Genomic DNA, 14,694 nt, shown 5'->3' on the forward strand with positions numbered 1-14,694 from the left:
TTTGTGTCGATCACAAACCCTGTGGGAGCGAGCTTGCTCGCGATAGCGTCAGCCCTGACACCGCCAAACTCAAGGTTGACGCCTCGCCCTGCACGGCTCAGGCTCCCCAGGGCTTTTCCACCATTCAACCAAGGAGGTCATCGATGCCCTTTGCAACTGTTGACGGAAAAACGCTGCATTACCTGGACCAGGGCCAAGGCCCGGTGGTGTTGCTGGGTAGCAGCTATTTGTGGGACCACACCATGTGGGCTCCGCAGATCGAAGCCTTGTCCTGCCATTATCGAGTGATCGCCCTGGACCTGTGGGGCCACGGCCAATCCGGGCGCTTGCCCGAGGGCATGACCTCGTTGGACGACCTGGCCCGCCAGGCGCTGGCGCTGATGGATCACCTGGATATCGACTGCTTCAACCTGGTGGGGCTCTCGGTGGGTGGGATGTGGGGCGCGCGGCTGGCGCTGGCGGCGCCGAAACGACTTACGTCCCTTGTACTGATGGACACCTACGTGGGCGTCGAGCCGGAGCCGACTCGCCAGTATTACTTCTCGCTGTTCGACAAGATCGAAGCCAGCGGCAGCATTCCCGAACCTTTGCTGGACATCGTCGTGCCGATTTTCTTCCGGCCGGGCATCGATCCGCAGTCAGCGCTGTACCAGCAGTTCCGCGCCTCGCTGGCCGCACTGCCGGCCGACCGCCTGCGCGACAGCATCGTACCGTTGGGGCGGATCATTTTCGGGCGGGACGATATCCTGCCGCGCCTGCATGAACTGGATGCCGGGCGCACGATCGTGCTCTGCGGCGACCAGGACAAACCGCGTCCACCGTCCGAGGCTCAGGAGATGGCGGAGCTGATCGGTTGCCCTTGTCTGCTGATCCCGGAGGCGGGGCACATCTCTAACTTGGAGAACCCGGAGTTCGTGACTGAGGCGTTGTTAGCGATTCTGACGCGCAAGCACTGAAATTGTGGCGAGGGGATTTATCCCCGCTGGGTCGCGAAGCGGCCCAATGCTGTCGACCTGGTTTATCAGGTTCACCGAGGTGTCAGGTTTCAGGCCTGCTTCGCAGCCCAGCGGGGATAAATCCCCTCGCCACAGGTATTCGGGGCTTTTGGGATCACTTCGGCCCGAGAATCTTCACCAGTTTGTCCGGTGATGGCGCGCCTTGCTGTTGTTGCAGGTCGCCCTTGTCATCCAGATAGAAAATCGCCGGGGTGGCGGAGAGTTCCAGTTCGTCCATCAACTGCTGGTTGGCGTCCAGTTTTGCCTGGATGGCCGGCGGTATGTCCTTCAGCGGCTTGAGGGCGCTGCCCTTGCCGGCCTTTTCATGGGTTTCCAGGGCTTTTTCCGGGTCCTTGGCGGCCAGTAGCGCGGCGGATTTGGCCGGGCTGTCTTCGCGGATGATGCCTACCATGATGTGGCGCAACTGCACTTTACCGGCCTTGACCCAGGGGCGAGCCTGTTCCCAGAACATGTTGCAGTACGGGCAGTTCGGGTCACTGAACAGGTACACGGTGCGTGGGGCGTCCTTGTTGCCGTCGGCGATCCAGTTGCTGGCTTGCATCTTCGCCCAGACTTCCTTGGCCATCGGTGCATACACCAGCTTTTGCAGCGGCTCTACACTCAGGTCCTTGCCGTCGGCATCGTACAGATTGCCCAGCAGGACGTGCTGGCCATCAGGCGTCAGGTACAGCGCCATGCCACGGTTCTGGTATTGCGCCGCGTAACCGCGCAAGCCGTCCGGGGCCTCGAAGGTGCCGATGATTTTCGCGCCCTTGGCTTCGATTTTCTTGATGGCCGCAGGCAGTTCTTCGGCCTGTAGCAGCGGTGCCTGCAGCAGTGCGCTGGCGAACGCCAGCGTCAGCAGACGGTGGAGGCGGGGCATGGCGGTTTCCTTGTGGCAGGGTGGGACGCCGCGGTCGAGCCCGGCGTATCGAAGTTTTCCAGGGCATGGGCCAGGCTCGCTTCCGACAATTCGCCCAGATGGCTGCCCAGCAGGCGGCCGTCGGCGCTGTAGAACAGCGTGGTCGGCAAGGCCATGGATCCGACGGCCTGGCCGAGGCGACCACTGCCATCGAACAGCACGTTGTCCAGGCTCAAACCCTGGGTGGCGAGGTAAGTGCTGACGCTTTGCATGCTTTCGGCCTGGTTGACGAACAGGAAGGTCAGGTCCGGGCGCTGCTGTTGGGCTTCTTCCAGCACCGGCATTTCCCGTCGGCAGGGCGGGCACCAGGTGGCCCAGAGGTTGATCACCAGGGGGCCGCCCTGATAATCGGTGAGTTTCACGGTCTCACCGTCGGCGGTGCGCAGGGTGATGTCCGGCAACCGGGTGCCTTGCTCGTAGATCGTCAACGACATCGTCGCCACCAACCAGAACAGCAGGCCACTGCCGACGCCGAAACCCAATGGTCGACGCAGGACCGGCCGGCGCCGAGCCCAGAGCAGTGCGCCGATCACCAGCGCCAGCACGCCCGGCCAGGCCAGGAAACCGCCGTCGCGCAGATCGACGATCTGCCATGGGTCGTCCTGGTAATGGCTCCAGTAGGCCGCGACAAAGCCGATCCGCGCCACCAGCAGGCCCAGCAAAAACAGCACGAACAACACCGACTCGGGATTTTCGCCACCGCGCTTGGCCACTCGCCAACCGACGAAAGTCGCCAGTGCGAGGGCGCTGATCAGCAACAGATGATTAAGGGCGATGGCAAAGGTGCCGAGGGTGAACGTCAGCATCAGCGCGTGTCCCGGGTGAGGTTCCAGCGCTCCAGGAACACCTTGGCGTCGACTTCTCCGGTGATCCGCTGGCTGCGCCGTTCTTCACCGTCGGCGCCGATCCACAGCAGGCTTGGCGGCCCAGGTACCTGGTAGCGACCCAGCAATTCGCGGCTGGCGGGATTGTCGGCGGTCACGTCCAGACGCAGCAGGCGCACGTCTTTCAGGGCGTCCAGCACCTCGGCGCGGCCGAACACCTGTTTTTCCATGATCTTGCAGGACACGCACCAGTCGGCGTAATAGTCCAGTAGTACCCATTGCCCCTGGGCCTTGGCCGCGTCCAGTTGCCGTTGCAAGGCAGCGGGCTCGCTGACCGTGACGAAAGCCTCGTGGGCACTGACGGTCCCGCTGCCTTCGGTGCCGGCATACACCTTCAACGGCTGGAAGAAATCGTCGCCGCCGCCCGCCGCGCCAATCACCAGCAGGCTGCCCCAGAGTCCGAACAGCAGCGAGGCGCTGCCGCAGACATAGGCGATGCGACCGAAACCTTCGGTCTGGCGCCAGGCGCTATAAGCAGCAATCAACAACAGCACGCCCCATAGGCCGAGCCACAACGAACCGTCGATGACCGGGCGAATCAGCAGCAATGCAGTGCCCAGGAACAGGAAACCGAACACGCCCTTGACCAGGTTCATCCAGGCGCCGGGCTTGGGCAGGAAGCGATTGCCCACGGTCACCAGCAGTAATAGCGGCAGGCCCATGCCGATACCCATGGTGAACAGGATCAGCCCGCCGTGCAGCGCATTGCCGCTCTGGGCGATGTACAGCAGCGCGCCGGCCAGCGGGGCGGTCATGCACGGACCCACCAGCAGGCCAGACAGCGCCCCGAGGATCCCGGCGCCCATCAGGCTGCCGCCGCGCCGCTGGCTCCCGGCGTTTTCCAGTCGGTCACGCAGGGCGGCGGGTAACTGCAATTCGAAGAAGCCGAACATAGGCAGCGCCAGTAACACGAATACCGCTGCGAAGGTCCCCAGCAGCCAGGGTTGTTGAAGCAGTGCCTGGAGGTTGGCCCCCAACAGCGCGGCGAGCACGCCCATGGCAGCGTAGACCAAGGCCATGCTGATCACGTAACTGCCGGCCAAGGCCAGCCCGCGCCGAGGCCCGGCGCCGCTGCCCACCACCAGCCCGGCCAGGATCGGCAACATGGGCAGGGAGCACGGCGTGAACGCCAGCAACAGTCCCAGGCCGAAGAACACCAGCAGGCTCCAGCCCAATGCCCGTTGCTGCAAGCCGCTGGCCAGGGCCTGGTCCGGCGCCTCGCCAGTGGCTGTCGCGGTTGCACTGCTGCCCCCCAGGTCCACCACTTGAGTCTGGGGCGGATAACACAGGCCCGCGTCGGCACAGCCCTGGAAGCCGACTTTGATCTTGCCGGTGGCACCGGCTGGAATCTTCAGCTCCAGCGCCTGGCGATAGACTTGCTGGTCGCCGAAAAACTCATCGCTGTGGGCTTCGCCCTCCGGCAGCTGTGGTTTTTGCGCCTCGGCAAGCCCGTCGAACCTGAGTCGTTTCTGGTACAGGTAATAGCCATCGGCAATCTGCCAGAACAGCTGGGTTTCACCGGAGTCCAGGCGTTCGGAGGTGAACACGAACGCCTTTTCCACCGGCAGGAAATCGGGTTTGGTCTCGAAGGGATTGGCGGCTTGGGCCAGGCCCGAAATCAGGAGCAGCCACAGCAAAAACAATCGACGCATGGATAAAGCCTTAGAACGGAGCGAGTGGAAAGCACAATGGCGACTGGCGATTAACCGTCGATTAACCCGGCGACGACCGGTAAGCCGCGACGATCGCCCATGTTTGCCGTACTCGTCGCATAATGTCGGCTTAATCGGCCAGCGGCCTAATGTACCTTTTTCCACGAGGCTTACCATGCACGTACTGGTCTGCGAAGACGATGAGTTGATCGCCAGCGGGATCGTTGCCGGGCTCACGGCCCAGGGCCTGACCGTCGAACACGTCGCCACGGCATCGGCGGCGCGGGCGATGGTCGGCGTGGCCGAGTTCGATGTCATGGTGCTGGACCTGGGGTTGCCCGACGAGGACGGCCTGAAATTGCTCAAGCAACTGCGCCAGCAAGGCCTGGAGATACCGGTGTTGATCCTCACGGCCCGGGATTCGGTAACCGATCGGGTCGATGGCCTGCAGGCCGGCGCCGATGACTATTTGCTCAAGCCCTTCGACCTGCGCGAACTCGCGGCGCGCCTGCACACGCTGCTGCGGCGGGTGGCGGGGCGCAGTGTCAATCTGATTGAGCACGGCCGCCTGACCTACGACCCCAGCAGCCGGGAAACCACGTTGGCCGGCCAGCCGGTGGACTTGTCACGTCGGGAGCAGTCGCTGTTGCAAGCGCTGCTGCACAACCGTGGCCGGGTGCTGTCCACCGAGCAACTGAAGGACAGTGTCTACGGGTTCAATGACGAGCTGGAAAGCAACGCCCTCAACGTCCATATCCATCACCTGCGACGCAAACTGGGTAACGGGATCGTCGAGACCGTGCGCGGGCTGGGTTATCGCCTGGGTCCGGCCGACGGCGGGGAATCTTCGAAGTGATGAGCCTGCGACTGCGCCTGAGCCTGACCCTCGGCGCGGCCTTCGCCCTGATCTGGGCCTTGGCCGCGGCATGGATGCTCAGCGATCTGCGCAACCAGATGATGTTCTCCCTCGACCAGCGTCTGGTGGCCTCGGCGCGCATGGTCGCGGGGCTGCTGGAACAGTTGCCACCACTGCCCAGCAAGGGCGAAGGCACGCATTTCAGCGCTGAGCAATTGAGCATTCCCGGCGGCATGGCCTGTCAGGTCAGCTCCTTGCGTGGCGAAATTCTGGCCCGCAGCCACGGCACGCCAGAGCAAGCCCTGGAGGCCGAGAAAATGGGCTTTCACGACCAGATGATCGACGGCGCGCCCTGGCGCAGCTTCACCTTGGCCCGGGGGGATCTGCGCATCACCACCGCCGACCGTCAGATTGAACGTGAAGCCTTGAACATGTCGATCCTGCTGGCGGCCTCGGTGCCGGTTGGCGTGGCGTTGCTCGGCTGCCTGTGTTTGCTTTGGCTGGGCATCGGCCAGGGCCTGGCACCGCTCAATCGCATGCGTGACGCGCTGATGCGGCGCAATGCCGATTCGCTGGAACCCTTGCAGATCCATCCGCTGCCCAGCGAGCTGCGGCCCCTGCTGGAAACCCAGAACCAGCTGTTCCAGCGCATTGGCAAGACCATCGAGCGCGAGCGTCGGTTGACCGGCGATGCCGCCCATGAACTGCGTAGCCCACTGACCGCCATCAAGACCCACCTGCAAGTGGCGCGGATGACCGAAGGCGCCGCCCGCGATCAGTCCCTGGCCCGGGCCGAGGAGGGCGCCGACCGCTTGCACCGCACACTCGAACAGTTGTTGCTGCTGGCTCGGGTCGAGGGCAGCCTGTCGTTCGACGACGGCGTGCAATGCAACGCCGAGCAGGTTGCCCGGCTGGCGATCCAGGACGCGGCCAGCAGTGATTCGCGGCGGATCAAGCTGAAAATATCGCCGGGACTGTCCGACGCACCCGTGCAGATGCCGGCGGTGCTTTCCATCGCCGCCCTGCGCAACCTATTGGATAACGCGCTGCGCCATACGCCGGACGATACCGATGTGGAGCTGAGCCTGGAGATGATCGGCCAGCGCGTGCGTTTCCAGGTGCGTGACCACGGTCCCGGCATTGCCGCCGACGATATCCAGCACCTGACCCAACGCTTCTGGCGCAACGGCCAGAGTACCGGCTGCGGGTTGGGGCTGGCGATCGTCCAGGCCATCGTCCAGCGTTGCGGCTGCGGCCTGCATTTCGACAGCCGCCCGGATGGGCTGCGGGTTGAATTGACGATGCCGGTGGGGGCCCGCTAGCGGGCCGCTGCAAGCGACAAGATGGAGCGCTTGAAGCTTGAAGCTACAACTTCCCATTGGCGCGCCCACCTTGTCCGGGTCTATGTTTTTTTCAGCTTGACTCAAGGAATGAGGAAAACCGCGCCATGGACACCTTCATCGAAATCTGCACGGCCACGCCCAGCGATGCCGGCATCATCAGCCGGATCGCCGAGCGCTCCATCCGGGTCGGCTGTGCCGTCGCACACCGTAATGACCTGCGCATCGTGGAGGCCTGGGTCCGCGGTAACACCCTCACTCATGTACGGCCCTGGCTGGCCGATCCTCGGTTGCGCCTGACCCTGGCGCGTTTGCAGGGACGGCCGGTGGGCACTGCCATGGCCTCGGTCGAGGGCCGGATCGCGTTTTGCTATGTGCAACCGGAGTGGTTTCGCCGTGGCGTCGGACAAGCACTGGTGCGCGACATCGAGGCGTGGCTGCGCGAGCGCGGGGTCATCCAGGTGCGACTCGACAGCACGAGCACGAGCCATGCGTTCTATCGGCAGTTGGGGTTCGAACAAAATGCCGAGGCCTCGGTCATCGACGGCGTCACGGTCATTGCAATGCACAAACCATTGATCGAGCCCATGGGGAAAGTTCGGCCCGAGAGTAAATCCTTGCCGCGCTGATGCGTTTCCACAACAGGAAACCTGCACGTGCGCCCGACCGGATACGCACCTGCGCGGTATGCCATCTGGGTCGCTACTTACAGTGGATTGCGGGGTCGAGAGATGTCAGTCGCCAACAGCCTTATCGAAGCACAGCCGGCGCGGGTCAACGTCGCCCCGGCCGAGACGCTCTATCAATTCAATGAGTCGCCACTGCTGGTTCGCCAGAATCGGCAAGAGTCCAACGCCCGCAGCTATCCGCGGCGCATTCCCCTGGCCCTCAAGCGCGCCAGGGGGTTGTATGTCGAGGACGTCGAAGGCCGGACCTTCATCGATTGCCTGGCTGGAGCCGGCACGCTGGCGCTGGGGCATAACCACCCGGTGGTGATCGAGGCGATCCAGCAGGTGCTGGCCGATGAGCTGCCCTTGCATACCCTGGACCTGACCACGCCGGTCAAGGACCGCTTCGTCCAGGACCTGTTCGGCCTGTTGCCGGCGCAGTTGGCCGTCGAGGCGAAGATCCAGTTTTGTGGCCCCACCGGCACCGACGCGGTGGAAGCCGCCCTCAAGCTGGTGCGCACCGCCACCGGGCGCAGCACCGTGCTGTCGTTCCAGGGCGGTTATCACGGCATGAGCCAAGGCGCGTTGAGCCTGATGGGGAGCCTGGGGCCGAAGAAACCCTTGGGGGCGTTGCTCAGCAACGGCGTGCAATTCATGCCATACCCCTACGATTACCGCTGTCCGTTCGGGTTGGGTGGTGCCGAGGGCGTGAAGGCCAACCTGCATTACCTGGAAAACCTGCTGAACGACCCCGAGGCCGGTGTGCAATTGCCGGCGGCGGTGATTGTCGAGGTGGTGCAGGGCGAGGGCGGGGTGATCCCGGCCGATCTTGATTGGCTACGCGGCTTGCGGCGCATTACCGAGCAGGCCGGCGTGGCGCTGATCGTCGACGAAATCCAGAGCGGTTTCGGCCGCACCGGCAAAATGTTCGCGTTCGAGCATGCCGGGATCATTCCGGACGTTGTCGTCCTGTCCAAAGCCATCGGCGGCAGCCTGCCGCTGGCGGTGGTGGTCTATCGCGACTGGCTCGACACCTGGTTGCCAGGGGCCCATGCCGGGACTTTCCGTGGCAATCAAATGGCCATGGCTGCAGGTTCTGCGGTAATGCGCTATCTGCTGGAGCACAACCTGCCGGCCCACGCCGCTGCCATGGGCGAGCGCTTGCGCGAGCACTTGCTCATCCTGCAGCGGGATTTCCCGCAACTGGGCGATATTCGTGGTCGTGGGCTGATGCTCGGTGTCGAACTGGTGGACCCGGCAGGCAAGCCGGACACCCTTGGTCATCCGCCGGTGCATGCAGGCCTGGCGCCACGGTTGCAGCGCGAATGCCTCAAGCGTGGACTGATCCTGGAGTTGGGTGGCCGGCAGGGCGGCGTGGTGCGTTTCCTGCCGCCGCTGATCATTACCGCGGCAGAAATCGACCGGGTCGCCGAGATTTTCGGACGAGCCTTGAAGGCCGCCGTGGTCGACAGCTAATTTTCCCCTGGCCCCATACGTTCCTTTCATATCCTGGCTGCGCATGTGTCGCAGCGAACCTCGAGCATAGATGGAGAAACACTCATGACTTCAGTATTCGACCGCGAGGACATCGTCTTTCAGGTCGTGGTCAACCACGAAGAACAGTATTCGATCTGGCCAGACTACAAGGCGATTCCCGAAGGCTGGCGCACCGCTGGCAAAAGCGGATTCAAAAAGGAATGCCTGGCCTACATCGAAGAAGTCTGGACCGACATGCGCCCGCTGAGCCTGCGCAAGAAGATGGAAGAGCAGGCGGCTGCGGCCCACTAAATGAGGAGCCTGTGGCAGCAAGAAAGCTTTCCACAGGAAGGCTGCGGGAGAATACGAATCTTGCAGCCACATCAGAACCCTTGTGGGAGCGAGCTTGCTCGCGATAGCGGTGGATCGGCAACATTGATGCCGGCTGACACTCCGCAATCGCGAGCAAGCTCGCTCCCACAGAGGCCGGCGTTACCCGCTATTGCTCGATCAAAAAATCAATCAACGCCCGTGCCGCCGCCGGCAATTGCCGATGGGGCGGGTAGATGATTGAAAAGGGTCGGCTGCGCCCGCCAAAGTCCTCCAGCAAAGCCACCAGTTCCCCGCGCTCGATTCGCTCCCGGACAATGAATTCATAGGTCTGGCAGATCCCCATCCCGGCCTGTGCCAGGGACACGATGCCCAATACATCATCGGACACCTGCGCATTGCCCGCCGGCAGCCATTCCCGGTCTTCATGATTGTCGCGAAACAGCCAGGGAGCGATGCGTCCGCTGCTGGGCATTACGAAGGGCAGGCAGGCGTGGCCAGTCAGTTCATCGACGTGCCGGGGCGTTCCGGCACGTTCCAGGTAATGCGGTGCGGCCACCAGGCACAGGCGGGCGTCTTCGAGCTTGCGCCCGACCAAGCCGCTGTCCGGCAGTGGCCCTAGGCGGATCGCCAGGTCATACCCCTCGGCCACCAGATCGACATTGCGGTTGGTGATACTCAGCTCGACCCGAACTTGCGGGTAAGCCTCGGCGAAACGCGCCAGCAGCGATGGCAGGCGGTAATGACCGTAGGTGGTCGGTACGCTCAAGCGCACACGACCGGTCAAGACACCGTCCTGGCCCTGGATTCGCCGCTCGGCGTCGTCAATCAGGGCAAAGGCCGAGCGCGACTGTTCCAGGTACAACGTGCCGGCGTCGGTCAGGTTCAGCCGCCGCGTGGTGCGTCGCAGCAGCTGTACGCCGAGCCGGGCTTCGAGGCGGGAAATGGCCCGGCTCAATACCGAAGGCGTGGTGCCCAGCGCCACGGCACCGGCACTGAGGGTGCCTTTTTCCACCACGGTGACAAAGGCCTCCACATCGGCCAGGTAATCGAATCGACGGGCCATTGTTGCCTCCAGAGGCCAAGTGATGTTCCGGGTGGCGAGTTTATCGCCGATAAAGACATCAATACAGTGAGGTCATCTTTGATCGAGACCTCCTGGAGTCATCATGAAAAAACTCACTACCCTGGCGCTGTCTGCCACATTGGCGGCCACCAGCGTCGCAGCCCATGCCGACCATGTGCTGGTGGTCCTGTCGGACGCCAATCACCTGGACCTGCAAGACGGCAAGGTCTTCTCCACTGGGTTCTACCTCAACGAACTGTTGCAACCGGTCAAGCTCCTGCTGGACGCCGGCCATCAGGTGACGTTCGCCACCCCGGAAGGCAAGGCGCCGACGCTGGACCGGTCGTCAGTGGACAAGATGTATTTCAACAACGATGTGGCGGAGCTGGAGCGCTACCAGGCGTTGCTGGCGCAACTGAAGATCACTTCGACACAGGAGTCGCCGGTGGTCAGCCTGGCCCGTGTCGAACAGATGGGCCTGGAGCAGTTTGACGCGGTGTATATCCCCGGCGGTCATGCACCGATGCAGGACCTGCTCACCAGTGCGCCGCTGGGTCGGGTGTTGACGCACTTCCATGGCAAGGGCAAGACCACCGCACTGGTCTGCCACGGACCGATCGCGTTGCTGTCGACATTGCCCAACGCCCAAGGATTCGTCGACCAGTTGACGGCTAAAAGACAGGCCTCGGCCCCGTCGGATTGGATCTACGCCGGGTACAAAATGACCGTGATCAGCAATCAGGAAGAGGAACTGGCCAAGGGGCTGCTGGGCGGTGGGAGCATGAAATTCTACCCTCAGACCGCGTTGCAGCAGGCTGGCGGGCAGTACAGTAGCAACACCTCGCCGTGGACGTCCCATGTGGTGACGGATCGGGAACTGATTACCGGCCAGAATCCGGCCTCGGCGCTGGCGGTGGGGCAGGCGTTGGTTGAGCGGTTGAAACCATAGGCCGGAAGACTTCCTATCCCTTGTGGGAGCGAGCTTGCTCGCGATGACGGAGTGTCAGCCAACATTGATCTTGCTGACCCGCCGCAATCGCGAGCAAGCTCGCTCCCACAGGTTTTTCCGGCACACCACCTGGTTATTTAAACCGCCGCTCCACCCCTTTCTCCACCAGAATCTTCGCCGAGATCTCTTCCACGGAAAAATGCGTGGAATTGATATGCGGTATGTTCTCGCGCCGGAACAGATTTTCCACCTCGCGTACTTCGAACTCGCACTGGGCGTAGCTCGAATAACGGCTGTTGGGCTTGCGTTCGTTGCGGATCGCGGTGAGGCGGTCCGGGTCGATGGTCAGGCCGAACAACTTGTGCTGGTGGGCGCGCAGGGCGCTGGGCAGTTGCAGGCGCTCCATGTCGTCTTCGGTCAGCGGATAGTTGGCCGCGCGGATGCCGAATTGCATCGCCATGTACAGACACGTCGGCGTCTTACCACAGCGCGACACCCCCACTAGGATCAGGTCGGCCTTGTCGTAATAATGCGTGCGGGCGCCGTCATCGTTGTCCAGCGCGAAGTTGACCGCCTCGATCCGCTCCATGTAGTTGGAGTTGTGGCCGATGGAATGGGACTTGCCGACCGAGTAGGAGGAATGCTCGCTCAGTTCCTGTTCCAGGGGCGCCAGGAAGGTGGAAAAAATGTCGATCATGAAACCATTGGACGTTGCGAGAATCTCACGGATGTCCTGATTGACGATGGTATCGAAGATAATCGGGCGAAAACCGTCGGTTTCGGCGGCTTTATTGATTTGCTGTACCATGGCCCGCGCTTTGTCGACGTTGTCGATGTACGGACGTATGAACTTGGCGAAGGTAATGTTTTCGAATTGCGCCAACAGGCTTTGGCCCAGCGTTTCGGCCGTGATGCCGGTGCCGTCGGAGATAAAAAAAGCAGATCGTTTCATTTGTGCCTTGGGCCTTAAGCTAGTAACGATTCTTGGATATGATAGGCGCGATTTGCTGGCCGCCAGTGGCCCGCATTCTCACTTATTTTCCAGGTCCAGGCCATATCGCCGACAATCGCTCCCCTGGAGCCGTCGGTGCCTTGAGCTTTTCCAACACAGTTAGTGGAGAGATCACCTTGGTAGAGTACGTAGTTTCCCTCGATAAGCTCGGCGTCCATGATGTAGAGCATGTGGGGGGCAAGAACGCATCCCTGGGCGAGATGATCAGTAACCTCGCCGGTGCCGGCGTATCGGTGCCAGGTGGCTTCGCCACGACCGCTCAGGCTTATCGTGATTTCCTGGAACTGAGTGGGCTGAACCAGCAGATCCACGAAGCGCTCGATGCCTTGGACGTCGATGACGTCAACGCCCTGGCCAAGACCGGCGCCCAGATCCGTCAATGGATCATGGAAGCCGAGTTCCCCGAGAAACTGAACGCCGAGATCCGCACCGCTTTCGCCAAACTGTCCGAAGGCAATCCCGATATCGCCGTCGCCGTGCGTTCCTCGGCCACCGCCGAAGACCTGCCGGACGCCTCCTTCGCCGGCCAGCAGGAAACCTTCCTGAACATTCGTGGCGTGGAAAACGTCATCCGCGCGGCCAAGGAAGTCTTTGCCTCTCTTTTTAACGACCGTGCCATTTCCTACCGTGTTCACCAGGGCTTTGACCATAAGCTGGTCGCCTTGTCCGCTGGTGTGCAGCGCATGGTCCGCTCCGAAACCGGCACTGCCGGTGTGATGTTCACCCTCGACACCGAGTCGGGTTTCCGTGACGTGGTGTTCATCACCGGCGCCTACGGCCTGGGTGAAACCGTGGTCCAGGGCGCGGTGAACCCGGATGAGTTCTACGTCCATAAAGGCACGTTGGAAGCCGGTCGCCCGGCCATCCTGCGCCGCAACCTGGGCAGCAAGGCCATCAAGATGATCTACGGCGACGAAGCCAAGGCCGGTCGTTCGGTGAAGACCGTCGACGTGGACAAGGCCGAGCGCGCGCGTTTTTGCCTGAGCGACGCCGAAGTCAGCGAGTTGGCCAAGCAGGCGATGATCATCGAGAAGCACTACAAGTGCCCGATGGACATCGAATGGGCCAAGGACGGTGACGACGGCAAGCTGTACATCGTGCAGGCCCGTCCGGAAACCGTGAAGAGCCGCACCCAGGCCAACGTCATGGAGCGCTACCTGCTCAAGGAAACCGGCACCGTGCTGGTGGAAGGCCGTGCCATCGGCCAGCGCATCGGCGCCGGCAAGGTACGGATCATCAAGGACGTCTCGGAGATGGACAAGGTCCAGGCCGGCGACGTACTGGTTTCCGATATGACCGACCCGGACTGGGAACCGGTGATGAAGCGCGCCAGCGCCATTGTCACCAACCGTGGCGGGCGCACTTGCCACGCGGCGATCATCGCCCGTGAACTGGGTATCCCGGCCGTGGTGGGTTGCGGCAACGCCACCCAACTGCTCAAGGACGGCCAAGGCGTGACTGTTTCCTGCGCCGAAGGTGATACCGGCTACATCTTCGAAGGCGAACTGGGCTTCGACATCAAGAAGAACTCCGTGGACGCCATGCCGGACCTGCCGTTCAAGATCATGATGAACGTCGGCAACCCGGACCGTGCCTTTGACTTCGCCCAATTGCCGAACGCCGGTGTGGGCCTGGCCCGCCTGGAGTTCATCATCAACCGCATGATCGGCGTGCACCCCAAGGCGCTGTTGAACTACGACGGCCTGCCGTCGGAGATCAAGGACAGCGTCGACAAGCGCATTGCCGGCTACGACGATCCGGTCGGTTTCTACGTCGAGAAGCTGGTGGAAGGTATCAGCACCCTGGCGGCGGCGTTCTGGCCGAAAAAGGTCATCGTGCGCCTGTCGGACTTCAAGTCCAACGAATACGCCAATCTGATCGGCGGCAAGCTCTACGAGCCGGAAGAAGAAAACCCGATGCTGGGCTTCCGCGGCGCTTCGCGTTACATCAGCGAGGCTTTCCGTGACTGCTTCGAGCTCGAGTGCCGCGCCCTCAAGCGCGTGCGTAACGAGATGGGCCTGACCAACGTCGAGATCATGGTGCCCTTCGTCCGTACCCTGGGCGAAGCGAGCCAGGTCGTCGATCTGTTGGCGGAAAACGGCCTGGCCCGTGGCGACAATGGCCTGCGCGTGATCATGATGTGCGAGCTGCCGTCCAACGCGATCCTGGCAGAAGAGTTCCTCGAGTTCTTCGACGGTTTCTCCATCGGCTCCAACGACCTGACCCAGTTGACCCTGGGCCTGGACCGCGATTCCGGGATCATCGCTCACCTGTTCGATGAGCGGAACCCGGCGGTCAAGAAGCTGCTGGCCAATGCCATCGCCGCCTGCAACAAGGCCGGCAAGTACATCGGCATCTGCGGCCAGGGCCCTTCGGACCACCCGGATCTGGCCAAGTGGCTGATGGAGCAGGGCATCGAAAGCGTTTCGTTGAACCCGGACTCCGTGCTGGAAACCTGGTTCTTCCTGGCTGAGGGTCAGGCAGCGGTCTGATCGAGTGAAGGGGCCGGTCACACGGCCCCTTTTGATTGAAGTAGGGCGGGCT

13 protein-coding genes are annotated in these 14,694 nt (G+C 62.5%); 8 read left to right on the top strand and 5 right to left on the bottom strand.

Features of this window, described 5'->3' with window-relative positions; all coding sequences use genetic code 11:
• Positions 1-143 precede the first annotated feature (143 nt).
• Positions 144-956, top strand: a complete 813-nt coding sequence (locus LOY70_RS09255; RefSeq protein ID WP_265035697.1) for an alpha/beta fold hydrolase — start codon at positions 144-146, stop codon at positions 954-956.
• A 154-nt stretch (positions 957-1,110) separates the two neighbouring features.
• Here the strand turns inward: LOY70_RS09255 and dsbG are convergent, their stop codons facing one another.
• From dsbG to dsbD, 3 genes are read right to left on the bottom strand one after another with little or no spacing between them, the layout of a single operon-like run.
• A complete protein-coding gene (gene dsbG / locus LOY70_RS09260; RefSeq protein ID WP_265035699.1) occupies positions 1,111-1,878 on the bottom strand; it encodes a thiol:disulfide interchange protein DsbG in 768 nt (255 codons plus the stop codon).
• Positions 1,854-2,723, bottom strand: coding sequence for a TlpA family protein disulfide reductase (locus LOY70_RS09265; protein ID WP_265035701.1), 870 nt, complete (start codon positions 2,721-2,723; stop codon positions 1,854-1,856). The genes dsbG and LOY70_RS09265 overlap by 25 nt, the downstream gene beginning before the upstream one ends.
• Positions 2,723-4,453, bottom strand: a complete 1,731-nt coding sequence (gene dsbD, locus LOY70_RS09270) for a protein-disulfide reductase DsbD (RefSeq protein WP_265035703.1) — start codon at positions 4,451-4,453, stop codon at positions 2,723-2,725. The genes LOY70_RS09265 and dsbD overlap by 1 nt, the downstream gene beginning before the upstream one ends.
• Positions 4,454-4,628: 175 nt before the next feature.
• Here dsbD and LOY70_RS09275 point away from each other — a divergent pair, with 175 nt between their 5' ends.
• The 5 genes from LOY70_RS09275 to LOY70_RS09295 all read left to right on the top strand — a co-directional run bounded on the left by LOY70_RS09275 (position 4,629) and on the right by LOY70_RS09295 (position 9,105).
• On the top strand, positions 4,629-5,309 hold the full coding sequence (locus LOY70_RS09275) for a response regulator (protein ID WP_025212669.1): 681 nt from the start codon (positions 4,629-4,631) through the stop codon (positions 5,307-5,309).
• The gene (locus LOY70_RS09280; RefSeq protein WP_265035706.1) at positions 5,306-6,631 is read left to right on the top strand and encodes an ATP-binding protein; all 1,326 of its coding nucleotides are present in this window, start codon (positions 5,306-5,308) and stop codon (positions 6,629-6,631) included. Before LOY70_RS09275 ends, LOY70_RS09280 begins: the two co-directional genes overlap by 4 nt.
• A gap of 125 nt (positions 6,632-6,756) precedes the next feature.
• Positions 6,757-7,278 (top strand): GNAT family N-acetyltransferase, encoded by a 522-nt coding sequence (locus LOY70_RS09285; protein WP_265035708.1) that lies wholly within the window; start codon positions 6,757-6,759, stop codon positions 7,276-7,278.
• 102 nt (positions 7,279-7,380) lie between these two features.
• Positions 7,381-8,793 carry an aspartate aminotransferase family protein gene (locus LOY70_RS09290; protein ID WP_265035710.1) on the top strand — a complete coding sequence of 471 codons (1,413 nt, stop codon included), beginning with the start codon at positions 7,381-7,383 and terminating at the stop codon, positions 8,791-8,793.
• A gap of 84 nt (positions 8,794-8,877) precedes the next feature.
• On the top strand, positions 8,878-9,105 hold the full coding sequence (locus LOY70_RS09295) for an MbtH family protein (RefSeq protein WP_265035712.1): 228 nt from the start codon (positions 8,878-8,880) through the stop codon (positions 9,103-9,105).
• A 187-nt stretch (positions 9,106-9,292) separates the two neighbouring features.
• Here LOY70_RS09295 and LOY70_RS09300 read toward each other — a convergent pair whose 3' ends face one another.
• Positions 9,293-10,189 (bottom strand): LysR family transcriptional regulator, encoded by an 897-nt coding sequence (locus LOY70_RS09300; protein ID WP_265035713.1) that lies wholly within the window; start codon positions 10,187-10,189, stop codon positions 9,293-9,295.
• Between the two features lie 103 nt (positions 10,190-10,292).
• Between LOY70_RS09300 and LOY70_RS09305 the strand changes: the two genes are divergently transcribed.
• The gene (locus LOY70_RS09305; protein WP_265035715.1) at positions 10,293-11,138 is read left to right on the top strand and encodes a type 1 glutamine amidotransferase domain-containing protein; all 846 of its coding nucleotides are present in this window, start codon (positions 10,293-10,295) and stop codon (positions 11,136-11,138) included.
• A 133-nt stretch (positions 11,139-11,271) separates the two neighbouring features.
• Here LOY70_RS09305 and LOY70_RS09310 read toward each other — a convergent pair whose 3' ends face one another.
• Entirely contained in the window at positions 11,272-12,090 is an 819-nt protein-coding gene (locus LOY70_RS09310; protein WP_014337326.1) for a pyruvate, water dikinase regulatory protein, read from the bottom strand.
• A 176-nt stretch (positions 12,091-12,266) separates the two neighbouring features.
• Here LOY70_RS09310 and ppsA point away from each other — a divergent pair, with 176 nt between their 5' ends.
• Positions 12,267-14,642 (top strand): phosphoenolpyruvate synthase, encoded by a 2,376-nt coding sequence (ppsA, locus tag LOY70_RS09315; protein WP_265035722.1) that lies wholly within the window; start codon positions 12,267-12,269, stop codon positions 14,640-14,642.
• Positions 14,643-14,694: the final 52 nt, after the last annotated feature.

Origin of the sequence: Pseudomonas sp. B21-054 (assembly GCF_026016345.1) — a bacterium.
GTDB lineage: Bacteria > Pseudomonadota > Gammaproteobacteria > Pseudomonadales > Pseudomonadaceae > Aquipseudomonas.